Annotated in this window: 21 protein-coding genes and 4 tRNA genes; 3 read left to right on the top strand and 22 right to left on the bottom strand. The window is 39.7% G+C overall.

Annotated elements, in window-relative coordinates:
- Positions 1 to 7: 7 nt before the first annotated feature.
- The 4 genes from MHI57_RS14765 to rlmH all read right to left on the bottom strand — a co-directional run bounded on the left by MHI57_RS14765 (position 8) and on the right by rlmH (position 4225).
- Entirely contained in the window at positions 8 to 733 is a 726-nt protein-coding gene (locus MHI57_RS14765; RefSeq protein WP_340977047.1) for a response regulator transcription factor, read from the bottom strand.
- A gap of 15 nt (positions 734 to 748) precedes the next feature.
- The gene (locus MHI57_RS14770) at positions 749 to 2200 is read right to left on the bottom strand and encodes a sensor histidine kinase (protein ID WP_340977049.1); all 1452 of its coding nucleotides are present in this window, start codon (positions 2198 to 2200) and stop codon (positions 749 to 751) included.
- 57 nt (positions 2201 to 2257) lie between these two features.
- Positions 2258 to 3226, bottom strand: a complete 969-nt coding sequence (locus tag MHI57_RS14775; protein WP_340977050.1) for a DUF4822 domain-containing protein — start codon at positions 3224 to 3226, stop codon at positions 2258 to 2260.
- A 519-nt stretch (positions 3227 to 3745) separates the two neighbouring features.
- The gene (gene rlmH, locus MHI57_RS14780; protein ID WP_340977052.1) at positions 3746 to 4225 is read right to left on the bottom strand and encodes a 23S rRNA (pseudouridine(1915)-N(3))-methyltransferase RlmH; all 480 of its coding nucleotides are present in this window, start codon (positions 4223 to 4225) and stop codon (positions 3746 to 3748) included.
- 174 nt (positions 4226 to 4399) lie between these two features.
- On the opposite strand from rlmH, the gene MHI57_RS14785 reads away from it, so the two are divergent.
- The 3 genes from MHI57_RS14785 to MHI57_RS14795 are packed head-to-tail and all read left to right on the top strand — an operon-like array spanning position 4400 to position 6880.
- On the top strand, positions 4400 to 4945 hold the full coding sequence (locus MHI57_RS14785; protein ID WP_340977053.1) for an RNA polymerase sigma factor: 546 nt from the start codon (positions 4400 to 4402) through the stop codon (positions 4943 to 4945).
- Positions 4942 to 5244, top strand: a complete 303-nt coding sequence (locus MHI57_RS14790; protein ID WP_340977055.1) for a hypothetical protein — start codon at positions 4942 to 4944, stop codon at positions 5242 to 5244. Before MHI57_RS14785 ends, MHI57_RS14790 begins: the two co-directional genes overlap by 4 nt.
- The gene (locus tag MHI57_RS14795; RefSeq protein ID WP_340977057.1) at positions 5213 to 6880 is read left to right on the top strand and encodes a carboxypeptidase-like regulatory domain-containing protein; all 1668 of its coding nucleotides are present in this window, start codon (positions 5213 to 5215) and stop codon (positions 6878 to 6880) included. Before MHI57_RS14790 ends, MHI57_RS14795 begins: the two co-directional genes overlap by 32 nt.
- Positions 6881 to 7318: 438 nt before the next feature.
- On the opposite strand, the gene MHI57_RS14800 is transcribed toward MHI57_RS14795, so the two are convergent.
- From MHI57_RS14800 to MHI57_RS14885, 18 genes are all read right to left on the bottom strand, one after another.
- The gene (locus MHI57_RS14800; RefSeq protein ID WP_224936993.1) at positions 7319 to 7480 is read right to left on the bottom strand and encodes a CxxH/CxxC protein; all 162 of its coding nucleotides are present in this window, start codon (positions 7478 to 7480) and stop codon (positions 7319 to 7321) included.
- Between the two features lie 103 nt (positions 7481 to 7583).
- The gene (locus MHI57_RS14805) at positions 7584 to 8801 is read right to left on the bottom strand and encodes a S1C family serine protease (RefSeq protein ID WP_224936994.1); all 1218 of its coding nucleotides are present in this window, start codon (positions 8799 to 8801) and stop codon (positions 7584 to 7586) included.
- 330 nt (positions 8802 to 9131) lie between these two features.
- Positions 9132 to 9926, bottom strand: coding sequence for an MBL fold metallo-hydrolase (locus tag MHI57_RS14810; protein WP_095371360.1), 795 nt, complete (start codon positions 9924 to 9926; stop codon positions 9132 to 9134).
- A gap of 9 nt (positions 9927 to 9935) precedes the next feature.
- Positions 9936 to 10742 carry a two-component system regulatory protein YycI gene (locus tag MHI57_RS14815; RefSeq protein WP_095371359.1) on the bottom strand — a complete coding sequence of 269 codons (807 nt, stop codon included), beginning with the start codon at positions 10740 to 10742 and terminating at the stop codon, positions 9936 to 9938.
- Between the two features lie 18 nt (positions 10743 to 10760).
- Positions 10761 to 12092 (bottom strand): YycH family regulatory protein, encoded by a 1332-nt coding sequence (locus tag MHI57_RS14820; protein WP_095371358.1) that lies wholly within the window; start codon positions 12090 to 12092, stop codon positions 10761 to 10763.
- Positions 12089 to 13915: a cell wall metabolism sensor histidine kinase WalK gene (gene walK / locus MHI57_RS14825; protein ID WP_095371357.1), complete on the bottom strand. Its 1827-nt coding sequence runs from the start codon at positions 13913 to 13915 to the stop codon at positions 12089 to 12091. The genes MHI57_RS14820 and walK overlap by 4 nt, the downstream gene beginning before the upstream one ends.
- A 7-nt stretch (positions 13916 to 13922) precedes the next feature.
- Positions 13923 to 14633 carry a response regulator YycF gene (gene yycF, locus MHI57_RS14830; protein WP_095371356.1) on the bottom strand — a complete coding sequence of 237 codons (711 nt, stop codon included), beginning with the start codon at positions 14631 to 14633 and terminating at the stop codon, positions 13923 to 13925.
- A gap of 345 nt (positions 14634 to 14978) precedes the next feature.
- On the bottom strand, positions 14979 to 16448 hold the full coding sequence (locus MHI57_RS14835; protein WP_340977063.1) for a M23 family metallopeptidase: 1470 nt from the start codon (positions 16446 to 16448) through the stop codon (positions 14979 to 14981).
- A 270-nt stretch (positions 16449 to 16718) separates the two neighbouring features.
- Positions 16719 to 16791: transfer RNA gene (locus MHI57_RS14840), tRNA-Phe, on the bottom strand.
- 47 nt (positions 16792 to 16838) lie between these two features.
- Positions 16839 to 16915, bottom strand: a tRNA-Asp gene (locus tag MHI57_RS14845).
- A gap of 72 nt (positions 16916 to 16987) precedes the next feature.
- A tRNA-Glu gene (locus MHI57_RS14850) sits at positions 16988 to 17059 on the bottom strand.
- Positions 17060 to 17073: 14 nt separating this feature from the next.
- Positions 17074 to 17149: transfer RNA gene (locus MHI57_RS14855), tRNA-Lys, on the bottom strand.
- A 166-nt stretch (positions 17150 to 17315) separates the two neighbouring features.
- A complete protein-coding gene (locus MHI57_RS14860) occupies positions 17316 to 17699 on the bottom strand; it encodes a DoxX family protein (protein ID WP_328199662.1) in 384 nt (127 codons plus the stop codon).
- A 135-nt stretch (positions 17700 to 17834) separates the two neighbouring features.
- Entirely contained in the window at positions 17835 to 20240 is a 2406-nt protein-coding gene (locus tag MHI57_RS14865; protein ID WP_340977064.1) for a peptidase G2 autoproteolytic cleavage domain-containing protein, read from the bottom strand.
- A gap of 154 nt (positions 20241 to 20394) precedes the next feature.
- Positions 20395 to 21687 (bottom strand): adenylosuccinate synthase, encoded by a 1293-nt coding sequence (locus MHI57_RS14870; protein WP_340977065.1) that lies wholly within the window; start codon positions 21685 to 21687, stop codon positions 20395 to 20397.
- 500 nt (positions 21688 to 22187) lie between these two features.
- The gene (gene dnaB, locus MHI57_RS14875; RefSeq protein ID WP_224937000.1) at positions 22188 to 23552 is read right to left on the bottom strand and encodes a replicative DNA helicase; all 1365 of its coding nucleotides are present in this window, start codon (positions 23550 to 23552) and stop codon (positions 22188 to 22190) included.
- Positions 23553 to 23683: 131 nt separating this feature from the next.
- On the bottom strand, positions 23684 to 24133 hold the full coding sequence (rplI, locus tag MHI57_RS14880; protein WP_095371350.1) for a 50S ribosomal protein L9: 450 nt from the start codon (positions 24131 to 24133) through the stop codon (positions 23684 to 23686).
- Positions 24130 to 26103, bottom strand: a complete 1974-nt coding sequence (locus MHI57_RS14885; RefSeq protein WP_095371349.1) for a DHH family phosphoesterase — start codon at positions 26101 to 26103, stop codon at positions 24130 to 24132. The genes rplI and MHI57_RS14885 overlap by 4 nt, the downstream gene beginning before the upstream one ends.
- Between the last annotated feature and the right edge of the window lie 14 nt (positions 26104 to 26117).

The raw sequence follows: 26117 nt of genomic DNA on the forward strand, positions 1-26117 counted from the left end.
TTTCAAATTAAAACCTCTCTTCCCAAGGAGTGATTGTATGATTAAAACGATAACCGCTGCCCCAAATGGTTTCAATCGGTAGATCTGATAGTTTCCCCTTTTTTAATTTGTCGCGAATGCGCCCGATATGTACAACAACAGTGAATACATCACCATCCAAATCATCCATATACCATAATTGGCGAAAAAGCTGTTCCTTCGTCCATACACGATTCGGGTGTTCCATAAAAAATACGAGTAAATCAAACTCCTTGGTTGTAAAAGTAATCTCGTTGCCGAGTACAAAAACTTTACGTGCAGCTTTATCTACAACAATATTACCCATTTCGATAAACTCCACCCGTTGTCCCACGTTTGTTAATTGTTTGTAGCGTTTCATATGTGCTTGAACACGTGCAACCAACTCACTAGGACTAAATGGTTTTGTTAAATAATCATCCGCACCTAAACCGAACCCTCGAATTTTATCGATATCTTCCTTTTTTGCTGAAACAATCATAAGCGATATATTTTTCACTTCGCGAATACGACGACAAATTTCATAGCCATTCATCGAAGGTAGCATTAAATCAATAATGACTAAGTCATACTCTTCTTTCAATGCACGGGTCATCCCTTCAAAACCATCTGTTACAATATCTGCTTCAATTGAATGAATTTCTAAATAATCTCGTTGCAATTCCGCAATACTTATATCATCTTCAATAATTAAAATTCTTGATGCTGCTGCCATTTCTCAACACTTCCTTTAAGACTTTTCCAACACAATGGTTACAGTTGTACCTACATTTAACGTACTTTGAACTTTCACCTGACCTTTATGTTTTTCAACGATTTGCTTCACAATCGCTAGTCCTAATCCACTGCCGCCCGTTGTCGATGTTCGCGCTTCCTCCCCGCGATAAAAATGATCGAATACATATGGCAATTTCTCCTCTGAGATTCCTTGCCCGTTATCTTTGACATTTAATTGCACAAAACGATGCAAAACAATCACTTCCACAACAATAGCTAATGGCACCTTCTCCTTTTGAAACTTTATACTATTTTCAATTAAATTCGTAATCGCCCGGTTCATATGCATTCGGTCAACCTGCGCATACACTTCCTCAGAAACTTGCAAGTTAATGTGAACCTGTCGATTCGATAATTGAAACTCCTCTACTACATGTGCTAGAAAATCTGGCAATGAAGTGCGTTCAAAACGAAATGGTACTGACTCTGCATCAAGCTTTGAATAGAGAAAAAGCTCCTCTATTAAATGATTTAGGGCAAGTGATTTGGAATGGATTGTTTTTAAATACTTTTCTTGCCTTTCCGGTGTTTCAGCAACACCCTCTTGCAAACCCTCCACATAACCAATAATAGAGGTAATCGGAGTTTTCAAATCATGTGAAATACTCGCTACTAAATCTTTCCGGTTATTTTCTAGATTTTGCTTCTCCTCAATAGAAGCAAGTAATGCCTCTCGCATTCGTTCAAAATTTGCAGTCAGCTGCTGGACTTCTTTTGCAGTATTTTCCGGCAAAGTAGGTGCCTGCATCATCATGTCACTGTCCCGAATGCTGGACATTATTTGCCCTAATCTTTCAATAGGCTTGATAATTGATTTGCGAATTTGATGATTTAAAAACAGCATAACTGCAACCGAAACTATCATAATGATCAAAATAATGAGCATTCCCCATCTAGTCAGAAACTCTAAAAAACTATTTTCTTTCTTCAACACGAGTATACTACCTTTAGTCTGATCACTGTAATAAAAATCAAATTTAATGTAACGGTACATTCTACCTGCGTTATCAACTGTACCCTTTGTTTCAATATTATTTGTATCAAAATCAGGAAAATGGACAATAAGGGACCTTTCAACTAGCTCCTCCGAATAATATAAAATATCCTCTTCCTTACGAATTACAAGGCCGAGAGATTGATGCTCTAATTGCTGTAATTTATTTCGCATATCCTCTTCTAATAGTTGGTCCGGCGTACTTTTTGCTATATCTCGTAATTCTACGTAAGCAAGCTCTTCTTCTGGACTCAGGGAACGTTGCTTCGTAAAGGATTCATATAATGTTTTCGGAGTTGGTACAAATCCTGTCGTTACGTAAAAAGCAATACATAAAATCATGAGAATGGAGACACTCGCAATAAAAATACCACCAATATATGAAATGAGAAATCGATTTTTTATTGTCATAGTGACCACCTTCCCCGATTTCCAAAAGAGAAATCAAGCATATTCAAATATTACCTGTTAAAAACTAAAATTCAAATTAAATTCTCCGTTATATGGCTCATGTTCCACAAAAATAGTTACGTCATTGCCTGCTGCATCTTTGCCCATGCGCTTATACGTGAACTTGTTATCGTTTAATTCTGTCAGTTCTAAAGCAGCCCCATATTTATTTTCACCTAGTGATACATGTGCTCGCATTTTGTTACTATTAATCACATCAAAGTAACCAAAATCATCCCGACTCTCTCCTGATTCAACATTGAAAAATTCATATTGATTTGTTGCTGAGCTATATTTGGCAATGCTAATAAAGTTGGCATTTTGCTCTGTCAAATCATTCCCCTGCTCATCTATCACCCTTGTCCCTTGCCATAATGTTTCGCCTAAAACTTCATCACCATCAACGTCTGTCAATATCGTCCCTGTCTTGGTGGTTAAAGTTTGCGCTGGATTTGTAAAGGCTAACTCTGTTTCTTCGTATGGAATATGTTCAACAAAAATTTCTACATCATTGCCTGCTGCATCTTTCCCCATGCGCTTATATGTGAAAATATCTTCGCTAAGTTCCGTCATCTCCACAACAGCTTGATATTGCATCGTATTAGAAATTAAAATTCGCTTCTCTCCATCGTTAGTCACGAAGAATGTACCTTCATCTCCACGTGTCTCCTTTGTTGCTGAATCAAAAAACTCATAGTGCCCTGTTTCTGAATCATATTTAGCCAAGCCAATAAAGTTTGCATTTTCCTTTGTTAAATCATTGTTATCTTGATCATAAACTTTTGTTCCTTGCCAATTTGTACTACTTAATAGATTCATCATTTCCTGACCTTTTGTAAACTGGCTTTTCTCCTCAACTTGTGCTGTTTGCTCAACCTCATCCGTCGAATTAGTTGTCTCCATCTCCGTTGCTGTCTCGTCGCTGCATGCCACCAAAATGGTTAAGCTAAAAATCGCCAATGATGTAAATTTAAATTTTTTATTCATATTTATCCTCTCCCTTTCAATTTCTCATACTTCATTATGAAAGGCAGTTCTAAACTCCTTATATCGCAAATATAAACAAATTATAAATTCGAACCTGACCACATTACTCATTACCACCCGTGTATTTTTCAACTCAGCGCTTTTTCAATAGACCTACCAAATAGATGCTTTTTCATCCAAAATGTAGAATTGAATAATTTTACAAATTCATTAGTTATTAAAACAGAGCAACATTTTCTACATTCATTACGGGAAGCAATTAATTTATACAGGATGGGAGCTGAATAAACTGACGAAGATCTTGTGCACTTATATATGTTGAAGCCATTCTATTAATACTTTGGATTTACAATAGATTAAATCGGTTTCAATCCAGTTGAGTACCAGCTGATATTCTTTATTGCAGGAATTTTAATTTTTCCTACTTTTAAATAAAAGTAATAAATCCACTTAGTCTATTCTTAGTTTCGACTTTTTTATACTTATTAGTTTGTAAATTAAAATCTTTATAAACTGCACTTACTTGTGATAAGGTTCCCCCCGATTAATCCGAAACCCCCGATAAATCTGCTCCAACAACAACAATCTCATCACCTGATGCGGAAACGTCATCTTCGAAAAAGACAATGCCAGATCACTCCTACTCTCCACTTCCTTACTAGTCCCAAGCGATCCTCCAATAACAAAAGCAATCTTACTCTTACCATAGGTGGCGAGGTCGTCTAGTTTCTTTGCGAGTTGTTCGGAGGTGAGCATTTTGCCTTGGATTTCTAGGGTGATGACGAAGGTGTCTGGGGCGATGTGGGCGAGTATGCGGTCGCCTTCTTTGCGTTTGACTTCTTCCATTTCGGCTGCGCTCATGGATTCTGGGGCTTTTTCGTCTGGTACTTCGATTAGGGTTAGTTTGGCGTAGGCGCTTAGGCGTTTTTTATATTCGTCGATGCCTTGTTTTAAGTATTTTTCTTTTAGTTTGCCAACGGATACGATTGTGATGTTCATACTGGCCTTCCTTCCGTGCTGTTTTTTCTTCCCCTAGTTTACCATAAAGTGTGCTGACTTATTGATGGTCCTCTTTGTTGTCTGAAAAATTTTTCCTTCTTTTTGCAACTTTTCCATGCCTTTTAGCATCTATGTATTATACTCGATTTTACCAGGAGAGGAGGGGCGGTATTTTTGCATCTTGTAGAGCGTTTGAAACAGAAAGAAGATGAGGCGTATTTAGAAGTGATGGCTGCGTATGGGGATTATCTGCTACGGACCGCTTTCTTGCTTTTGAAGGATTATCAGTTGGCAGAAGAGGCGGTTCAGGATACGTTTGTGATCACTTTTCAAAAGATAGATCAGCTTGAGGATGAGGAGAAGTTGAAAAGTTGGTTAACGACCATTCTTCTTAATCGCTGCCGCTCCCAAATGAGGAAATCGCGTTGGAAAGTGCTGCTTGCCCCTCTTGATTTGATTGAGAGAACAAAAGCAGACAGTCAGACATTGAATCCTGAAAATGCTCTGCTATTTTCTGAGTGGCATGAGAGCATCAGCACTAGCATTCAACAATTAGACTATAAATATCGTGAAGTCATTACATTATTTTACTTTAACGAAATGAAGATTAAAGACATCGCCTTATTTACGAAAACCAATGAGAACACAGTCAAGTCCAAGTTAAAGCGGGCACGACTGCTTTTAAAAGAAATTCTTCCTGAAGGGAGTATCGGCATATGAAAAAACAACTCGAAAAGGAGTTAGAACACCTTCGTTTCACCAAGCAACGAAATGTAATGGACCGAATGGGCAAACCAACGTGGAAACAAAGATTGAACTCCCTTTGGCATAAGGAGATTGAGATTCCCCTCCTTCCGGTTGCAGCTTTTGGGATGATGATTGTATTGCTGTCCGGTTTAACTTTTGCCGGCAACGAGATCAGTTACACGACGAGGGAAAACAATGAGACGATTAAAATCGGCGGCAACGTGTATTGGAAAGAAGATTTTGAAAAGCTGGTTAAGAAATATGAAAATTAAACTACAAGTGAAGCAGCTCGTCTATCTGGTTGTTGCCTTTCTTTTGCTTATTGCTACGATGATTTTTTTGATTATCCCACAATGGAATATTTATAATGCGAAAAAACAAGCTGACCAAGGACATTCTGAGGCTAAGGTTGCCTTACTGCAAACACTTGAAGATGATACAGTTTTTGAGACGCAAAAATGGAACATCATTCAAGAATATATGCTCATACAACCAGTTGAGCGGTTTAATGTCTTTGCTGGGCCATCTTACTCAGAGGTGCAATTAGATCATTCAAAAATCATAAACTTTACTTGGAAAGAAAAATTACCTTATCTTAAGCAATATGTAAAAGAAGGACCTCTTGATGATTACTTCGTTCTAGCAGTCAAACAGCTTACGTCCTATTATGAAGAGATGAATCAGTCCGATCTTGCTAAACAGACTTTGGATCAAGCGTCAGAACGTGCCGCTAGCTCCTATAGTCTCTATTATAATGATCTACAACTAGAACGGGTCGACTTTGCCATTAACCACAAAGAATATACAGAAGCAAACCAACTGTTAGAGACATTTGATGAAAAACTGGAGAAAGGCGATTATTATTGGCACGCTAAAATCGGGCAAAGACAAGTAGAAATCGCGATGAAACAGGGGAAGTTGCAAGAAGCTCGTGAACAAGTGAATGTCATTTTAAATGAATATAAACAAGCTGAAGAGAATGATGACACAATAGAATCGGAGTATACTACTGACGTATACGAGTCATTGGTATCACTTAAGGATCGAATAGAAAGTAGCATCAATAACCCGACTACTAGTACCGTAAAAGGTAGAATTATGTATAGTGACGGCAAACCTGCGGCCAATGTTGGGGTTATTTTGCGAGATGAATCAGACATTCATTATGGCGCTCTTGGGGATGAACGTTATTTTACGACGACAGATAAAGATGGCTTTTATGAATGGAACTTTGTTGAATCAGGACGTTATCAAGTGATTCTTGGGTTTTCTTTCGATCAGATTAATGGATGGACTTATCCATCAACGATGGATGATTGGCTAACAGTTGGCGATCAGCTTGAAGTCACGAAGGATATCACGCTTCGTCCGTTAATTGAGATTGATTCACCGGTTAATCAGGCAAAAATCACAACGGACACGGTGCATTTTTCTTGGGAACCGGTAAAGGGGGCTGCCTATTATCAACTACATCTCGCTGTCGATATAGATGATGGATCTGGTTCGATGAGTAGCCCCTTTCGCTCACATATTGCAACAAACGAAATAGATGTGCCAGTGGAGGACTTATATGACTATACCGTGGGACTCTCTATGTCAGGGGATGAGCCAGGTTCTGTTGATCCTATTACATTACTCGCTTTCACCAACCCAAACAACCGCTTTTCTTGGTCTGTTGACGCTTTCGATGAACATGATGAATTACTGACAAGAAGCAACGGCTACCGCTTAGGTAATGATACGATCGGTCATCTTCCCTTCTTTTACTTAAAAATGAGAACACTAACTGAAGCCGATCAACTATTATTAGATAAGAAATTTACTGAGGCATTAAAAGCGTACAAGACAAATCCCGAGGATAAACATAGTCAACGAATGATCAAACGACTAGAGGAATTAGATGAATAAAATGATGAAAGAGGTTGGGACATAAGTATTCTAGCTAATGATTTATCCGAATGATAATGATTAGGAGTTCTAGCATCTAATCATTCGGTTTTTTGTGTGATTTGAACCCTTATATGAAAAGAATAGTGAAATGGAGCGGAAGACACTCGACTCCTGCGGGAAATAGAGGGAAAGCTGAGACCCCACAGGCAATGCCGAGGAGGCTCAGCCCCTCCCCGCGGAAAGCGAGTGACTGTAGCGCAATGGAACGGACTTTTTTTGCAAATGATGTTTTAAAATCAATTTGCTATTGTTCTTTTTTGAGGTTAGCTCATTTAGTTATGTCCCAGTCTCATTTCATCCCTCAAAAGATATACACAGCTCATCCTCACACCATAAACAGAATATCCACAGAAGTTATCCACATATCCACATTTTCTATCCACATCTTGTATGGGATTATTTGTTCGCCACCATATATATGGCTGGGTTGGGGCAGAATTCACAGGTTGTTGATAAGTTTTCTTCTGGTGCACATTTTGTTAACACTGGGAAGGTTTCGTGTTCGTCTACAATGGTATCGATGGCGATATCAATATGTTCTTCACAGCTATAAATCATCTTCGGTGCCTCCTCATTTATCTATTTATAATTTATCCACATCTCATCTTATCAAAACTAAAAAAAACAGGAAAGTGATGCCTTCACTTTCCTGTGGATGAATTTAGAATGTATTCTCGGTTTTTAAGGCCATTGTTGTTTCTGCTAATTTACCTTCGCGATAATACTTCACCTTCATCTCATCTCCTACGTCCTGACCATATAAATGGTGGCGTAAATCTAAGACATCGGTAATTTCTTCGCCATCTAGCTCAACAATGACATCCATTTCTTTCAGTCCTGCTTCTGCAGCTGGACCATTTGGCTCGACTCCGCTCACAACTACACCGTTTTCTACATCTTTCGGAAGTTTTAACGCTTCTTCTTGATAATAGGCAGGGATATCACTTACTGAAGCGATTTGTACGCCCATATATGGTCTTCTCACTTCACCATGCTGTTCTAAGTCACTGATGACCGTTTGGGCAAAATTAATCGGAATGGCAAGCCCAATGCCTTCCACAGAGGATTCAGCAATTTTCATCGAGTTAATGCCGATGACTTGTCCGCTAATATTGACGAGTGCCCCACCGCTATTTCCTGGGTTAATGGCTGCATCTGTTTGTAGGACTTCAGCATTCCAATCGACTGTACCGTTTTGATCAATATCGACTGGTACGGTCCGATTTAAGCCGGAAATAATCCCTTTTGTGACTGAGCCTTCAAATTGACCGAGTGGATTTCCGATAGCAATCGCAGGCTCACCAATTGATAGAGCGTCGGAATCACCAAATTCTGCGACATCCTCTACAATCGAGCCATCTATTTCAAGTACAGCTAAGTCTGTCCATACGTCGGATCCTACGAGCTCAGCAGCAATTTTCTCACCATTGAAGAGATTGACTTCAAGCCTCTCCGCACCGTCGACGACATGGTGATTCGTCACGATAAAGGCATGGTCCCCCTCTTTCTTATAAATGACACCAGAGCCAGAGCCTGCTTCTACTCCTTGTGTGCTTTCACCATTTTGACCATTCGACCACATGCCTGCCGATTGGATGTTGGAGATGCTAACAACCGCTCCTCTTGCCTTTTCGACTGCTGATGTGATTTCTGTTTCCACATCTACCGATACTTTTTTCGTTTCTACTTGGCTGTTTTCATCTGTGTTTGATAAGCCTAATGTTTCTCCACCATTAGAGCCCCCATTCATTTGGGGAACAACGAATAAAACGAGCAATGCACCGATAATGACACCGACAAGACTAGAGAATATGTATCCTGCTTTACTTCCCTTTTTGGTGCGTCCCTCTCGATTATAATGATCATCATAATAGCCCATTACACAACCAACCCTTTCATTCCATTTTCTTTTTTTAAGATATATCCTTCTATTTTTATAAAAAATGAGGTCTCTTTTTTCCCTAGTGTTATCATAACTCTTCTTCATTAGAAACATACTAGGAATGAGAAAGATTACCTGATGAAACGTATAGAGGCTTACTCCGCTACTATTATTATACGCATAGATGAAAAAAGACAAATACTAAAATGCATAAGACAAGAAAATCTTACGAATTTGTTCATACTTTCTTTCTGATTTGGTAAAAAGCGCAAAAAAGGAAGGGGTAGCATCTAAGCCTCCCCTTCCTTCTACCCATTATTTCTTGCCTTAAACAGCTGTTAAAGCTGTAGGTTTTTTCGGATCTGTATCAAAGAGCTGGAATCGCTCTCCGACGCGTATGCCTTTTGTTTCAAGTGTTTGTGCGACAGCCATGCGTGCCAAGTCCTTCATATTATTATCTTGACTTAGGTGGGCAAGATAAAAGCCTTTCGTGCGATCACCGGCCACTTCGCTCATCGCAATCGCCGCGTCTTCATTGGAGACATGGCCGACATCGCTTAAAATCCGACGTTTAATATTCCATGGGTAACGTCCCATTCTTAACATTTGCACGTCATGATTACTTTCAAATACATAGGCATCGGCGTTTGAAATAAGTCCCTTCATGCGATCACTTACATACCCCGTATCTGTGATGAGCACAAGTTTCTTCTCGCCTTGATGAAAAACGTAAAACATCGGTTCGGCTGCATCATGTGAGACGCCGAATGATTGAATATCGAGGTCGCCGAAGGTTTTTACGGTTTCCATATCAAAGGTGAATTTCTGCTCTGTTGGGACTTGTCCAATTAACGGAGACATCGCCTGCCATGTTTTTTCATTGGCATAGATCGGGAGCCCATATTTCCTTGCAACAATACCGACACCTTTTATATGGTCACTATGCTCGTGTGTCACAAGTATCCCGTCTAAACGACTCATATCACGATCAATTTCTTTAAATAATGCTTCCATTTGCTTGCCACTGAGGCCAGCATCCACTAAAAAGGAGTGGGTGTTGGTCTCTACAAAAATGGCATTCCCCGTACTGCCGCTCGCGAGAACGCTAAATTGAAAAGACATAGGTTTCTCTCACTCCATTGTTTTATTCTCATTTTTATTTAGTTCGAGTACATTTAGCTCGAATCCGTGTACATATAGACTGTATTCACCATCAATGACGAAGCGCCAAGCTGGTGTTAATACTTGAAGATTACTCATATCGACATACGTATGAAGCCCAAGCTCTGGTTCTGATACTTTACTGCCAGACGGGATCTTGCCACTATTGTATAAAGAAGATAATGCTTCAGATGGCGGCTTGATCAATTTTTGATCATCCTCAATTGGTTCAATTGTTTCCAAGTATGTTTGTGTATAAGAGACAATTTCATTATTTTCATTTAAGAAGAAGGTTAATTCAGCATTTTTATTTTGGTAGATGATTTTCTCTTGGTATGTTTGATAATACGTAATGGTATTGCCTTTCTTCTCCCAAAAACGATACTCATTACCGTATAAGACTTGACTCTGAATAAAGGACTCTAATTCCTTTGGATCAAAGTCTTCACTTACTTTCATCAATGGCTTATTGACATCAAATATATACTCGACACCGCCATCAACCTTAATGTCTTCTCCATTCAGGCTCTTCAATTCATCTTTTTCAAACTCTTTAGGAGTTGCCCGTAACAACTGGCCACTGACTTCTTCTGTCGTAAAAATATTTGCGTCATACGAAATGTCATCATCCTTTAACTTTTCTTCTAACGTGCTTGATAAAGGAAATTCCGTTTCTTGTTCTTTTGCTTGGACGACAGTAAAGTACTCATACAATAAATAGACATTGAGCACAAGAAAGGTCAGTATAAAAATGGTTTTTATTTTGCTCCAATCCATCTACTTTCCCCTCCTGCCTCAATTTGGTATAAACTCATCCTTGGTAAACTTCTTCCACTCATTATTATAACGATAATACCAAGCTGGCTGCAAATTGATGATTTCCGAATTAGTTGTAGCCACATTCTTTTCTACCTTCATCTCGTAAGCCACCGTTACATCTTGCAGCAAGTTACGCTCAAAATTAGGCAGCTGCTCAATCTCTTCGATGACTTCCTTACCGGATAGTAAACGGCTTTCCTCCCCACCACTCACAATCGTTCCGAGTGCGAAGTTGCTACGCGTATATTCATTAATGTCTGTATCGCCAAGCTCTACTTCTATCTTCGCTCGATGATAATCACTAAAGATGGGAATTCCTTGTTGGTTATGAAATAATCGGAAGACAACCTTATTACTCTCTGGTACCTCTTCAAAGTAACGATAATTGCCTGTCCAGCCCTTATGTGCATTCATAAAATCAATGCTTCGTCGCAGTAGATTCATCCCAACAAACTCATCACCAACAACAGAAGAGATATTTTTATAAGAAATCATATTGCGATCTTCATAGACACGCATAATACTCGTACTATCGGTATATTCAATCATGGATGGTTGAGTTGTACTCTCTTGTACAACAGATGGATCACTAAATAATGACTCCATCAATGTACGTGGTTTGATTTTATCCATTAAATAGATGCGTTGTGTCGATACAGGAATATGCTCATCCGGTACATAAATCACGCGATCATTCTGGCCCTTATAACCAAGAAGCGAATAGAAATCTTCATCTTCACTGGCCGTCTCGTAATACTTCGTACGGAAATCAGCCATCGATGGACCTTGTACTTCTCCACGGTAGACCGTACCTTGATCTCTCGATATAAAATAGGCTAAACCGACATCATCCTCTATAGAAGTCGTGTCAATCATCATTGTGTCAAATGAAAAATCGGTAGCGTTCTTATCTATATTGGGCATGACTTCGCGAAAAGCATTAAGTGAAACGTCATCTGGGTAGACCATTATAGAATGTCCTGACTCTTCTATCCATTCATGTAATGAACCGATATCGTTGGAGACATTAGCTAGATTTAATAGTTCCCATTTGTTCATATCATTAGTGATTTGGTCGATTTCCGCAGATAAGGTTGTTCCAATTTTCTTATCATCGTAGAAATGAATAAGCTGACTAGGTCTAATGACTTCACTATACTCCTTGTCATCTCCTATCGGTTCAATCGCTTGTCCTGGGTTCTCGACAGGCGTTAAATTAGGTCGATACGTCCATAAATTAAACGTCAATAAGATACTACAACCTACTAAGATAATTAATAGGATATTCTTTATCTTCTCATAGGTCATTCCCAATCATCCTCTTCGGAACGGATATACGGCAAGCTAAAGGAGATCGTTGTTCCTTTTCCTTCAATACTTTCCGCCCAAATTTCACCACCGTGCGCTTCTACCATTTCCTTGGCAATCGCTAGTCCTAATCCCGTTCCTCCTAATTTTCTTGTTCTTGCTTTATCTACACGATAAAAACGATTAAAGATTTTTGATACATTTTCTTTCGGTATACCCATACCTTCATCAGCCACGCTTATGATTAAATACCCCTCTTGTTCTTCAATACTGAAGGTAATCTTTCCTCCTTCAGGTGAGTATTTCATCGCATTGGAGATGATATTATCAAGCACCTGAGTGAGTTTATCTGTATCAATCTCAACAAAATCAGCCGTTGTTGGCACCCTACGTTCGAAAGTGACATTTTGTTGTTTCGTGAACTCAAAGCGATCAATAATTCGGTTATAGAATTGTGTGAAATCAACCCACTCTTTATTTAATTGATAGTCGCTACTGTCCATTTTCGATAGCTGCAATAAATCATTGACCAAACGAATCATACGCTCCGTCTCATTTTGAGTGACATCAAGGAAATTCGGAGCAATCTCTTTATCCTGCCACGCTCCATCTGTTAATGCTTCTAAATAACTGCGCATGGTCGTTAGTGGTGTTCTTAGCTCATGTGAAACGTTAGCCACAAATTCGCGGCGCTCTTCTTCAATTTTTTCTTGCTCGGTAATATCATGTAAAACGGTTATAAGTCCATTAATAAAGCCTGTTTCCTTTTGAATAACTGAAAAATTGGCCCTTAAAATAAGATTGCTCTTTTCATCACTATAATCTAAGATAACCGATTCTCTTTCTTCAAGTAGCTCTTCAAATGTGTAGTCTTCTTCCAACCCTAATAATGAAACAATTGAATTAGATAAGACTGTTTCACGTGAAACATGCAACATTTCTGCAGCAGGTTCGTTGATGAGAATGACACGCCCTTTGCGGTCAGTGGCAATAACGCCATCTGTCATAAAGGTGAGGACAGATGATAGTTTCCTTCTTTCCCCTTCAGTGGTAGCTTGTGCTTCCTGCAGCTTTCTAGTCAAACTATTAAAGGTCATAGCTAATTGACCAATTTCATCTTGGCCATAGATTTTTACTTTTCTAGAATAATTCCCTTTTGCCATTGCTAACGCTTGTTTTCTCATATCGGTGATAGGTCTTGTAATGGTTTGCGCAAGTAACACACTGAGCACAGCGGTTAAAATAAGAGCAATTGCTGTACCTGTTGAGAAGATTTTGATAATCTCCCTCATCTGTGTATAGACATTCTCAATTTTAGACGTGACATAAATCACACCTTTTACGTCATTATCAATAATAATTGGTTTAATGTAGATCCATACTCGTTTGCCATTAATGACACTATCCTGTTCATTCGGTTGACCATTTTTAATTGACGTACGAATAAGCGCATTAGACATCTTCTGACCAACCTTTGATTGATCAGAAACATTCGATGTCCCTAGCACTCTCATAGACGTGCCCTCAATAACGGCGACTTCACTAATATCATCAGTGTTGTAGTCCTGCAATAACCTGCGCAGGTCCACCTCCAATGTGGCATCACCGTCTTCCGGCACTCGTTCTTTCACAAATTGTTCTTCTAAATAATAAGATAGCAGCTTCATCTGGTTTTCAATCGTTGTTTTAAAGTTAGCATTTAACGTATCCTCTAATTGCCTGACGAAATAAGCACTGACAATTTGCATGGCAATGAGGATGAGCAACACATATATAATGACGAATTTCAGATGAATTGATCGAAAAAATCCTACCTTGTTCATGTTCTACTTACTCCTGTTCTGGATTTCGCAAGTAGTATCCGACACCTCTTCTTGTAACGATCCATGTCGGATGACTTGGATTGTCTTCGATTTTTTCACGCAAACGTCTAACGGTTACGTCAACTGTTCTAACATCTCCGTAATAATCGTAGCCCCAAACAGTTTGAAGTAAATGTTCACGCGTCATTACTTGTCCAATATGCTTAGCTAAATAATGAAGTAATTCGAATTCTCTATGCGTTAGTTCGATCGTTTCACCGCGTTTAGAAACGATGTATGCGTCCGGGTGAATCGTGAGTGAGCCAACCTCAATTTCATTACTTTCATCTTCTTCATCCACTTTTGATGCAATTTGTTGATGACGACGAAGATTGGCTTTTACTCTGGCAATTAATTCCCTTGTGCTGAATGGTTTTGTTACATAGTCATCTGCTCCTAGCTCTAGCCCTAATACTTTATCAATTTCAGAGTCCTTTGCTGTGAGCATAATAATCGGCATATCATATTTCTTTCTTACTTCTCGGCAAACCTCAATGCCGTCTTTCTGTGGAAGCATAATATCTAATAGAATCATATCAGGCTTTACTTCTTCTACTTTTTCCAATGCGGAGACACCGTCATATACACAAGTTACATCGAAGCCTTCTTTATTTAAGTTAAACTGTAATATATCTGCAATTGGTTTTTCATCATCTACTACAAGAATTTTCTTATCCATCGTTGTTCTCCTTTATCCAATTATTATCTACTATCGTCACAATCATGTATCTTTTTCAAGATTATCATATCTAAGCTTATTGGGCTTGTAAAAGCATTTTGTAAAATTTCGTCAGCATGTATCCTACTCTACTTTATCACGTTACATACAAGTACGCATCATTTGTAATGTATCATATATGTACAAGTTATGGAAAAGCAAGATGGAAGGGGCTTTTTGTTTTGCGAGCGCTCTTAGATGGAACCTTGCCATACACACAAAAAAGCACGATAACTTCTGTTTATCAAAGCAGAGTTATTCGTGCTTAATGTTAGCTAAAACACTCATGTCCCAGCGCTTTTTTGATCATTGACTAATATAGTCTAATGGGTTTTTCAACTGACCATCTTTGTATAATTCAAAATGAAGGTGAACACCTGTTGAGTTACCAGTAGAGCCCATCACACCTAACTTAGAACCTTTCGTTACTGTCTCTCCTGCACTCACTGAGAGAGAATCTAAATGAGCATACAAGGTACGGTAGCCATTTTGATGGTCTATTTCTACTTTATAGCCATAACTGCTACTAAAGCCAGCTGAAATGACCTTTCCATTATCGGCTGCTTTAATGGTTCGATTACTTGGTCTGGCAATATCAATCCCTTTGTGGAGCTTACCCCAACGATGGCCAAGCTCGCTTGACACATATCCACCAACTGCTGGCCAAGCAAAGTCACCATCGCCAACATCAGGATTTTTTGTTCCTTTAATAATGATTTCCTCTACAGGCTCATCAATGATTTCCTCTTTTAGTTCACTTTTATCGACTTCTTCACCATTTGATTCTTTCAAATGGTATAACACGTTACGTTTTCCTTTTTTCCCTTCTTGCTTTACTTTCTCTTCCCCTTTCAACCTATCATCATCTTCTATTACTTTTGTGTTAAAGGGAATGTCTTCTTCTATATATTCTGATCTATTCGTAATCACATTAACGTACGGTTCGATTGTTTCAACAACAAGTTCTTGACCAACCTTTAGTACATCTTCTTGACCTATATCATTCAGGTCTTCAAGTTCTTCTGTAGATAAATGAAATTCGTCAGCAATCGTACTAATAGAGTCGCCTTCTTCAACTCTATATTTCTCTTGTTCTACTGTTCCTTTATTTAGGAAATTGATGACCTCATCAACAGACTGCACCTTGTTCGGATCTACTTTTTCTTTCTTCCATTCTATTTCCTCGGAAAATTTCGCATTCAACAGGCGGGTATCACCAATTGCTAATTCTGGTAGTGGCTCTTCTTCTTCTGAGCGCTCTTTTAACTCTTTATAGTCTTTTTCAGAAATGTACTGTAACTGTAGTTGCTGAAGCACTTCATTCGCTTCTTCTTGGTTCTTTACATAAGCAACTGTTTCACCATCAATTTCTAGCGCGACAGCATCTGCTTTAATAGAGATCCCTCTCAGCCCGTTTTCTGACGTTAACTCTTTGTCGCTTGCTTCATTAAAGGCTTTCCCTTCATCTTCAGGTAGATAGGAGAGCTCATGGTCTAACGCCTTTTGTATGCCCTCATAGGACTTCCCTTGGTTTTCAAGTTCATCCTCTACTATATTTTCAATCACTTGGGGATTATCAACTGTCCCCACATATTGATCACCTATATATACATAATACAAATCCGACTCTTCTGCTTCTGCTAATACTGATGTGGATCCACTCCACGCTAAACAACCACCAATCATAACGATTGCGGCCGCTTTCTTCCATTTATGTGTAACACGCTTAGATGTATGTTCTGTATATGTAGTCAGTCTTTGCTTCCATTGCTTCATGGTTCTTCCCCCTATACTACTTTACACCTTCTGGTTCTTATTAGTGCTATCAGACTAATCACTATTGCACCTAACTAATGTACCATATCGTCATTTTTACGCGTTTGATGTCTCGGTAATGTAATTAAACTGTATTTATGGTGACATAGTTTGACGTAATATAGGAAAAAACTACATAGAAAAGGGGGAATTTTGTCATATGATTGTAATAGAGGAAGGAGAAAAACATAAAAAAAGAGAGCACGAATTAAATTCATACTCCCTTTTTGATGGCTCAGGACGGAATCGAACCGCCGACACAAGGATTTTCAGTCCTTTGCTCTACCGACTGAGCTACTGAGCCATAAAAACAGCTTATCCAATTTTCATGATCACTATACAAGTGAATCATGGCGGTCCGGACGGGACTCGAACCCGCGACCTCCTGCGTGACAGGCAGGCATTCTAACCAACTGAACTACCGGACCAAATCTATATAAAATTCGTAATCAATGAAAGAATGAGCGCTTGCATCCTATGATTACTACTATTAAAAAAGATGACCCCTACGGGATTCGAACCCGTGTTACCGCCGTGAAAGGGCGGTGTCTTAACCGCTTGACCAAGGGGCCATACGAATATAAAATGGTGAGCCATGAAGGACTCGAACCTTCGACCCTCTGATTAAAAGTCAGATGCTCTACCAACTGAGCTAATGGCTCGCTTTTTAATTTGAAGCGTTTTCTTTTCTTGACGACGCTTTTTATATTATCATAGGGTGATAGCTTTGTACACTCCTTTTTTTAATATTTTTTCAGAAAAACTTTTTCTAGTTAAAATCCTCTCATAACTTGTCTTATAAAAAAGAAAAAAACTAAATAACATGGGTCATTTAGTCTTTTTTTCAGTAGATGGATGTGTGAGTTTAATTGCCCCTAAAATAAGTGGGATTTGTAGTGGTAAACGCATCCATAAAAATAACGGATGAATCTTTTTACCTTTATAAAAAGTATTATTTTTTACTGCCATGTTGATATTAGCTGGGAAAACAAGCACCATGAAGAATGAAAGCAGCTTACCTACTAGACTTTGACCTCTCTTCGCCCAAAGTAACATCGCAAATGCGACCTCCAGCACACCTGTAATGAGGACAATCCCTTTTTTAAACGGTAAAGATTCCGGCACTATCTTACGAAAATTTCGTTCCCGAACGAAATGAAGGACTCCTGCTACAAACAAAATCAATGAATACATGCCTTTTAATATTTTCAAATTCTTCCACCACCTTAGTGTGTTCAATGCCCTAATTTTTTGCTTTCTAAACCATTCTACTATTTTCAACATCACTCTATGTAAAAGTGACGACTCCACCTTTCATCTTCATAGTGCAGTCGTTTATTTAAATTTTTAAAGATGATCATTTCCATCCAATCTACTCATAAGAGAAGCTAATTGATTTTTTAAATCTTTTATTTCACGACTAATTATTGCATTTACCAGCTGTAAAGCCTGCATCTTTACGTCACTCTCTTCTTTTTGCGTACGATATTCCTGCATCGTCACAACGCTTTGCTTTTGCAGCTCTTCTATCACTGCTATGTCTCTTTTTAACTTTCGGTTTTCATCATCATTCGGCTTGATCAAAACTAATACTTGGTTCTCTCCTGTCCGTTTAATGACGCGGAACCCATCCGTTGCCTTCGTAGCAATTCCATCATCATTAGACTGACAATACCCATCGACTTCACATGTGCCATCATCTCTTACAAGAATTTGGCCCACTAGTCCAACTGGTACCCATTCTGGACGTTTTTCTCTTGGAATGTACGACTTTTGTGTGTCCCATTCTGGATTCATAACTGGTTGTGTCTCTGTTGAAGCAGGAATTATGACGTTTCCTTCTTTATCTTTCTTTTCAAGGATCTCCACTTCATGATACGTTCTTCTTCCCCATTCATCCAATTGGTAGCGCCCATGCCAGCTAAGGCCTGCACTATTGCCAATGATGCTCGGAGTCGCGCTAGTAATCCCAAGTATATAGTTATCTAATGATGTAGCCTTTTTGATTTTGTCACCCTCTAAGGTAACAAAGTAGCCTACTTCTATTTCTTCTCCATTGATGGATTCGAACATTTCAGCGAAGTCGGCTCCACCTGTGTTGTAGGACGCACCGTCGATGTACATTTCTCCATTGCTGGCGAGCCATTTGGCGCCAATTGCTCTAGCATTAGTCCCTGTGCCATTACCAATAAACCATGAATTGGCTTCTTCTGCATTGCCAAACACACCCATAATATGTGAGGCAGCAAAACCTTCCGTGGAGGTATAGAATCCTTCGGCATGAGAATAAATTCCACTTGCTACAGTTTGCCGACCTTGAGCATGGGAATAGTTACCGCTAGCTAACGTTTCATAGCCTTCTGCATGAGCCGCTTCACCACTAGCAGTGTTAAAAATCCCTTCTGTATGAGATGCCTCGCCAGTTGCATTTGTTCTCGATCCTTCCGCATGTGCTGAAGCAGCACTTGCAGTTGTATAAATACCTTCTGCATGCGAACCACTCGCACTTGCAGTTGAAAAACCACCTTCTGCATGCGAATACCAACCACTTGCCTCTGTTTGATATCCTTCCGCATGAGAACGATCAGCCCTTGCGATTGTTTTATCTCCTTCTGCATGCGAATACCATCCATATGTCTCTGTTTGATACCCCTCAGCGTGGGAATACCATCCATATGTTTTTGATTGATATCCTTCTGCGTGTGAGTATGGGGTATTAGCTTCTGTTTGATACCCCTCAGCATGTGTGCATATACTATTAGCCATTGTCATCTGCCCCTCTGCGTGGGAATTTTCCCCTGCAGCTGTCGTTTGGTTACCTTCAGCATGCGCATTTAATCCACTTGCTTCTGTATTATATCCTTCTGCATGGGTTCCGGAGTTACTGGCTGTTGTCGATATACCTTCTGCGTGGGATCCATCTCCACTTGCTGTGACCTCGACACCTTCTGCATGGGCATTCGCACCACTTGCTGTTGTTTGGGAACCCTCGGCATGGGCATTCTCTCCACTTGCTGCTGTATATGAACCTTCCGCGTGAGATGACGCGCCACTTGCTTCTGAATGATCTCCTTCTGCATGAGCAGAGTTTCCAGCAGCAACCGTTCCATCCCCTTCTGCGTGAGAAGTCGCACCGATTGTTCTTGTTTGGTAACCTTCAGTATGAGAACCAATGCCAATGGCTTCTGTTTGTGAACCTTCCGCATGCGCAGCAACCCCTGAAGCAACACTTTGATACCCTTCTGCATGAGTAACATTTCCGATTGCCTGTGTTTCAAAACCTTCTGCATGCGCACCAAGTCCAATCGCTTGTGTTGCTTGCCCCTCTGTATGTGAAGCAATTCCTTGTGCGGTTGATTGGTATCCTTCTGCGTGAGAAACATCCCCAGTTGCTTGAGATCCATTCCCCTCCGCATGGGCTGTTACTCCAGATGCAAGGGTGTTCACTCCCTCCGCATGGGCGCTATCTCCGACTGCCTGTGTTGCAAAGCCCTCCGCATGCGCAGCTATACCAATTGCTTGTGTTTGACTTCCTTCTGCATGCGAGGCACTAGCTGTTGTTTCCGTCATATAGCCTTCTGCATGTGAGGCATCCCCTGCCGCAAGTGTATGCGATCCTTCTGCATGTGAAGCCTCCCCGTTTGCAACAGTTTCAAAACCTTCCGCATGCGCAGCAGCGGCGTTCGCTATTGTATTTAACCCTTCAGCCGTTGAACAATCTCCTAATGCTTGTTGGTTACATGGATTATCCATCAATTTATCTCCTTCCAACATCGTTTTATATTAATGTATGAAAATAGATAAAGTCGGCTTGTACAAACACCTATACAATGTAGAAGGTATATCATATGGAACATAGAAAAAAAGACCGTACCCTCTACAGATACGATCTTAAAAAGCTTATTTTTTAGTTTTGTCTCCAAGGGCTTAAGACCACATTTGTTTGCGTACGGTCAGGGCCAACAGAGAATACTGACAATGGAATGCCTGTTAATTGAGAGACACGCTCTAAGTAGTGACGTGCATTTGCTGGCAACTCATCTAAAGATTTGCAAGCTGTAATATCTTCTGTCCAGCCTGGCAGCTCTTCATATACTGGTTCGCAATCAGCAAGGACTTTTAAGCTCGCTGGGAATTCTTCAATGATTTCGCCTTTGTAGCTATAAGCCGTACAGATTTTCAAAGTATCAATGCCTGTAAGAACATCAATAGAATTGAGTGAAAGATCTGTGATTCCGCTCACACGACGCGCATGTCGCACAACGACACTATCAAACCAACCAACACGACGAGGACGACCTGTTGTTGTACCATATTCACGACCAACTTCGCGGATTTGATCACCAATCTCATTATTTAATTCAGTTGGGAAAGGTCCATCTCCTACACGAGTTGTATAGGCTTTGGAAACCCCAACAACATGTTTAATTTTTGTTGGTCCAACACCAGAACCGATTGCGACACCGCCCGCTACTGGGTTAGAAGAGGTAACGAATGGATATGTTCCTTGATCAATATCAAGCATAACCCCTTGTGCACCTTCAAATAATACTCTACGGCCATCATCAAGTGAATCATTCAATACAACGGATGTATCACATACATATTTCTTCACTTGTTGACCGTACTCATAATATTCGTCCAGAATGTCTTCGATTTTGAAGCCTTCTGTTTCATAAATTCTTTCAAATAAACGGTTTTTATCCGCTAAGTTACGAGCAAGCTTCTCTTCAAATACTTCTTTATCTAATAAATCTGCGATACGGATTCCAACACGAGCGGCTTTATCCATATAAGCAGGTCCGATTCCTTTTTTCGTTGTACCAATTTTGTTATCGCCTTTGCTGTTCTCTTCTACCTCATCTAATTTTAAGTGGTAAGGTAAAATGACATGGGCGCGGTTACTAATACGTAAATTATCTGTTGTCACGCCTTTTTCATGTAAGTAAGCCAATTCTTGTACCAATGCTTTAGGATCAACGACCATTCCGTTACCAATGACACAAATTTTATCACTATAAAAAATACCTGATGGAATTAAATGCAATTTATACGTTTCACCGTTAAATTTAATTGTATGTCCAGCGTTATTACCGCCTTGATATCTTGCGATCACTTCCGCATTCTCTGATAGAAAATCCGTGATTTTCCCTTTACCTTCGTCTCCCCATTGTGTTCCTACAACAACTACTGATGACATTACGAATGCACCTCCGAGGTTTCTTTTTCCCTTATCAAACAAACTAATTTTACAATTTTATTATGATAAAGTCAATAAAACACGAACATTTTATTCATATACCGAAAAATACGTTCGTGAAACAATTGAGTAATTCTTGCATCAAGGGTTGGGTGACACCTGTTTTTACTGCTTCTCAGTTATTAAACTCTGTTAGTAAATATACGAAAATAAAACGACGGTTAGGTGGTTTTTGTACTGTTGATCTTATATGACATTGATTTTTTTAAATATATGGGGGATTATTTTTGCTCGGCTATGTTTGTGTTTTTCCTTTTGATGTACGAGCAATTCACTTCTGCCCCGTTATCTTTATAATTTCCCCCCAAACCACTTCCACTCCACCATTTTCACCAATATCTATCTCAAAACATGTGCAATCTCACCGCTCCTTTTATATTTACCCATTTGCCACGACTTCCATTAAAAAAGAGGGAACCAGCCAAATGCTGTTTCCCTCTTTATGCCCCAGGCGGAGCAAATGAATCGTCAAATCTTTTTTCTAGGTTGACGAATTTATTATATTCTTTGACGAAGGCGAGCTGGACGGTACCAACCGGGCCGTTACGTTGTTTAGCGATGATGATTTCGATGATGTTTTTGTCTTCGGACTCTTTGTCATAATAATCATCACGATATAAGAAGGCAACGATATCAGCATCCTGCTCAATACTTCCTGATTCACGTATATCAGACATCATTGGACGTTTATCTTGTCGTTGCTCAACGCCACGTGATAGCTGAGATAAGGCAATAACAGGTACTTGTAGCTCCCTCGCAAGTGCTTTTAGGGAACGAGAGATTTCAGAGACTTCCTGCTGACGGTTTTCACCAGAACGGCCGCTACCTAAAATAAGCTGCAAATAGTCGATGAGAATCATGCCTAAGCCATGTTCCTGCTTCAAGCGGCGACATTTTGAACGAATTTCAGTGATTCTAACACCAGGCGTATCATCAATAAAAATGCCAGCATTCGATAGGCTCCCCATCGCCATCGTCAGCTTGCCCCAATCATCATCGGTTAAAGAACCTGTTCTGAGACGTTGTGCATCGATATTTCCTTCCGCACAAAGCATACGCATAACGAGCTGTTCAGCACCCATCTCCAAACTAAATATCGCAACATTTTCTTGTGTTTTTACGGCAACATTTTGCGCGATATTTAAGGCAAAAGCTGTTTTACCAACGGAAGGTCTAGCGCCAACGATAATTAAATCATTGCGTTGAAAGCCTGCTGTCATATGATCAAGCTCAGCAAACCCAGTCGCTATTCCAGTGATATCACCTTTACGGTTATGCATGACCTCGATATTATCATACGTACGCACAAGCACATCTTTAATATTGTGGAAAGCTCCTGCATTTTTACGTTGCGATACTTCTAATATATTTTTTTCTGCTTCGCCAAGTAGTGATTCAACTTCATCTTCTCTCGCATATCCATCTTGGGCAATGTCTGTTGCCGTACGGATGAGTCTACGTAAGATCGATTTTTCTTCTACTATCTTAGCATAATATTCTATATTTGCTGCTGTTGGAACAGATGCAGCTAATTCACTTAAATAAGTTACTCCGCCTGTATCCTCTAACATTTTGGCTGCGTTTAATTCTTCTGTTACTGTTACTAAATCAACGGCTTCTCCCTTGTCATTTAGTTTCAGCATGACATTAAAGATTCTTTGATGAGCCGCTCTATAGAAATCTTCAGGAATTAATAGTTCTGAAGCCATTGTTAACGAGGAAGGCTCCAGAAAGATTGCGCCTAGAACAGCTTGTTCAGCCTCTATGTTTTGCGGAGGGAGACGATCAGCAAATAATTCACTCAAAACAAATAGAACCCCCTCATACTGACACATTTTAAACACGTTAGATGACAAAAATGTGATCAGCCTTCACCGATCACATTTTTTCACTCTATTATTTTACCATGAATTCTTTTGATGCGTTGTTAAATTCTTTAATTGGCTTCTTTTACATGTACATTTAACGTAGCTGATACTTCTGTGTGCAGTTTAACCGGTACTTTTGTGTATCCTAAAGTACGAATGGCGTCACTTAATTCGATTTTGCGCTTGTCGATTTTAATATCATGCGCCTTCTTTAATTCTTCAGCAATTTGCTTGCTTGTAATCGAACCGAATAGACGACCGCCCTCTCCAGCTTTTGTTGAAAATTCGAGTGTCAACTTCTCCAATGTTTCTTTTAATTGCTTCGCTTCTTCTAACTCAGCTGCTGCTTCTTTTTCTTCTTTCTTTTTTTGTGCATTCAATGAACTCACATTTGAGTTATTTGCTTCTACAGCGAGTCCTTGTTTAATTAAAAAGTTATGTGCATAGCCGTCTGCTACGTTCTTCACTTCACCTTTTTTCCCTTTTCCTTTAACATCTTTTAAGAAAATGACTTTCATTCTTCTTTTCTCCCTTCTAAATACTCATCAATTGCTTCTTTTAATTTACCTTCCACATCATTGATTGAGACATCATCTAATTGAGTAGCAGCATTTGTCAAATGGCCGCCCCCTTCTAGCGCCTCCATAATGACCTGTACGTTAATATCACCTAATGAGCGAGCACTCACACCAATCATTTCATCAGCACGATAAGAAATGACGAATGAAGCTGTCACACCATCCATTGCCAGTAATGTATCAGCTGCTTGTGCAATTAACACTTGGTCGTATATATCGTCCTCAGCACCTTTAGCAATGGCGAGGCCATTTCGGTAAAATTCTACCGTTTCAATGATTTTCGCCCGTTTAATATACGTGTCGACATCTTCTTTCAAGAATCGTTGCACAAGGACTGTATCCGCTCCTTGTCCTCTTAAATAAGATGCTGCATCAAAGGTTCTGGCGCCTGTTCTTAACGTAAAGCTCTTCGTATCAACGATGATTCCAGCGAGTAGTGCAGTCGCCTCAAGCATATCAATTTTACGATTCTTCGGTTGATATTCTAGCAATTCCGTCACTAATTCTGCTGTCGAAGAGGCATAAGGCTCCATATAAACAAGCAGCGGATTTTTAATAAAATCTTCGCCGCGACGATGATGATCAATCACAACTACATCTTCTATTTTAGCAAGCAATCGCTCTTCTATCACCATAGAAGGCTTATGGGTATCAACAACAACAAGTAAAGTATCGTCAGTTGCCATCTCTAACGCTTGATCTGGCGTGATGAATTTCGCATAAAGCTCTTCTTTTTTCTCTATCTCACCCATTAAACGATTTACGCTTTGATCAAATTCGTCTTTATTAACGACAATATAGCCATCACGATGGTTCATCTCTGCTACCTTCTGAATACCAATGGCAGCACCAATTGCGTCCATATCCGGTCGTTTATGACCCATGACGATGACTTTATCACTTTCAGAGACTAATTCCTTTAAAGCGTGAGAAATAACGCGTGCCCGCACCCTCGTTCGTTTCTCGACGGGGTTCGTCTTCCCTCCGAAAAATTTCACTTTACCATTTGGCTGTTTAATTGCTACCTGGTCACCACCTCTACCGAGAGCAAGGTCTAAACTAGACTGAGCTAAGACACCTAGTTCTGGCAAATCGGAAACCCCTGCTCCGACACCTATACTTAATGTGAGTGGCACATTTTGTTTTGCCGTCGTTTCTCTGACAAAATCAAGAATGGTGAATTTACTTTTCTCGAATTGGTCCAAAATACTTTCGTTAAAGACGGCGATAAACCGCTCTGAAGATACACGCTTAAAGAAAACGCCATTTTCCATGGCCCATTTATTCAGAATAGAGGTGACAAGATTATTCAAACTACTTCTTGTCTGGTCATCCATTCCTTGTGTTAAATCATCATAATTATCTAAAAAGATAATAGCAATAACGGTACGTTCATCTTCGTATAATTTTTCAATCTGTGTTTGCTCTGTTACATCAAAGAAATAAAGCAGACGTTCATCAGGCTTATGTACCACACGAAATTTGCGATCTGTTAGCGTAATGGTTTCTGATTCAATCTCTTTCTTAATGATAGGGATTAAGGCATCTGCCACATCATAAAGTGATCTCCCTACCAATGTATCTTCCCCAAAGCATGATGCCATATAAGGATTCGTCCAATCGATATAATACTCATCATTAATCAGCATAATTCCAATTGGCATCTCCATTAATGCTTCTTCCCCTACCTTTTTCACACGGTAAGATAAGGTCGATATGTACTCCTCTGTTTCCTTCCTCTGCTCATAATCAAACTTAAATAATAGGTAGAAAGGAATGCCGAAAAGGAGGAGCGCAACGAGACTCAATATCCAATTGTACAACGCCATAATCGCTAGAAGAACGACGGTTACACCAATTAAAGCAAACAGGCAATAACGCATCGTTTTCTTTTCTAAATACGAGGGCATGTTTTCAACTCCTG

Source organism: Cytobacillus sp. FSL K6-0129 (assembly GCF_038007625.1).
Taxonomy (GTDB): Bacteria; Bacillota; Bacilli; order Bacillales; family Cytobacillaceae; genus Cytobacillus; species Cytobacillus kochii.

What these genes read in the sequence shown, in the direction of transcription:
- rplI (WP_095371350.1), bottom strand. Translation starts at nt 24,133, where the DNA reads ATGAAAGTCATTTTCTTAAAAGATGTTAAAGGAAAAGGGAAAAAAGGT.
- yycF (WP_095371356.1), bottom strand. Translation starts at nt 14,633, where the DNA reads ATGGATAAGAAAATTCTTGTAGTAGATGATGAAAAACCAATTGCAGAT.
- MHI57_RS14820 (WP_095371358.1), bottom strand. Translation starts at nt 12,092, where the DNA reads ATGACCTATGAGAAGATAAAGAATATCCTATTAATTATCTTAGTAGGT.
- MHI57_RS14885 (WP_095371349.1), bottom strand. Translation starts at nt 26,103, where the DNA reads ATGCCCTCGTATTTAGAAAAGAAAACGATGCGTTATTGCCTGTTTGCT.
- rlmH (WP_340977052.1), bottom strand. Translation starts at nt 4,225, where the DNA reads ATGAACATCACAATCGTATCCGTTGGCAAACTAAAAGAAAAATACTTA.
- MHI57_RS14815 (WP_095371359.1), bottom strand. Translation starts at nt 10,742, where the DNA reads ATGGATTGGAGCAAAATAAAAACCATTTTTATACTGACCTTTCTTGTG.
- MHI57_RS14790 (WP_340977055.1), top strand. Translation starts at nt 4,942, where the DNA reads ATGAAAAAACAACTCGAAAAGGAGTTAGAACACCTTCGTTTCACCAAG.
- MHI57_RS14765 (WP_340977047.1), bottom strand. Translation starts at nt 733, where the DNA reads ATGGCAGCAGCATCAAGAATTTTAATTATTGAAGATGATATAAGTATT.
- walK (WP_095371357.1), bottom strand. Translation starts at nt 13,915, where the DNA reads ATGAACAAGGTAGGATTTTTTCGATCAATTCATCTGAAATTCGTCATT.
- MHI57_RS14835 (WP_340977063.1), bottom strand. Translation starts at nt 16,448, where the DNA reads ATGAAGCAATGGAAGCAAAGACTGACTACATATACAGAACATACATCT.
- MHI57_RS14775 (WP_340977050.1), bottom strand. Translation starts at nt 3,226, where the DNA reads ATGAATAAAAAATTTAAATTTACATCATTGGCGATTTTTAGCTTAACC.
- MHI57_RS14810 (WP_095371360.1), bottom strand. Translation starts at nt 9,926, where the DNA reads ATGTCTTTTCAATTTAGCGTTCTCGCGAGCGGCAGTACGGGGAATGCC.
- MHI57_RS14770 (WP_340977049.1), bottom strand. Translation starts at nt 2,200, where the DNA reads ATGACAATAAAAAATCGATTTCTCATTTCATATATTGGTGGTATTTTT.
- MHI57_RS14870 (WP_340977065.1), bottom strand. Translation starts at nt 21,687, where the DNA reads ATGTCATCAGTAGTTGTTGTAGGAACACAATGGGGAGACGAAGGTAAA.
- MHI57_RS14865 (WP_340977064.1), bottom strand. Translation starts at nt 20,240, where the DNA reads ATGGATAATCCATGTAACCAACAAGCATTAGGAGATTGTTCAACGGCT.
- MHI57_RS14800 (WP_224936993.1), bottom strand. Translation starts at nt 7,480, where the DNA reads ATGATTTATAGCTGTGAAGAACATATTGATATCGCCATCGATACCATT.
- MHI57_RS14805 (WP_224936994.1), bottom strand. Translation starts at nt 8,801, where the DNA reads ATGGGCTATTATGATGATCATTATAATCGAGAGGGACGCACCAAAAAG.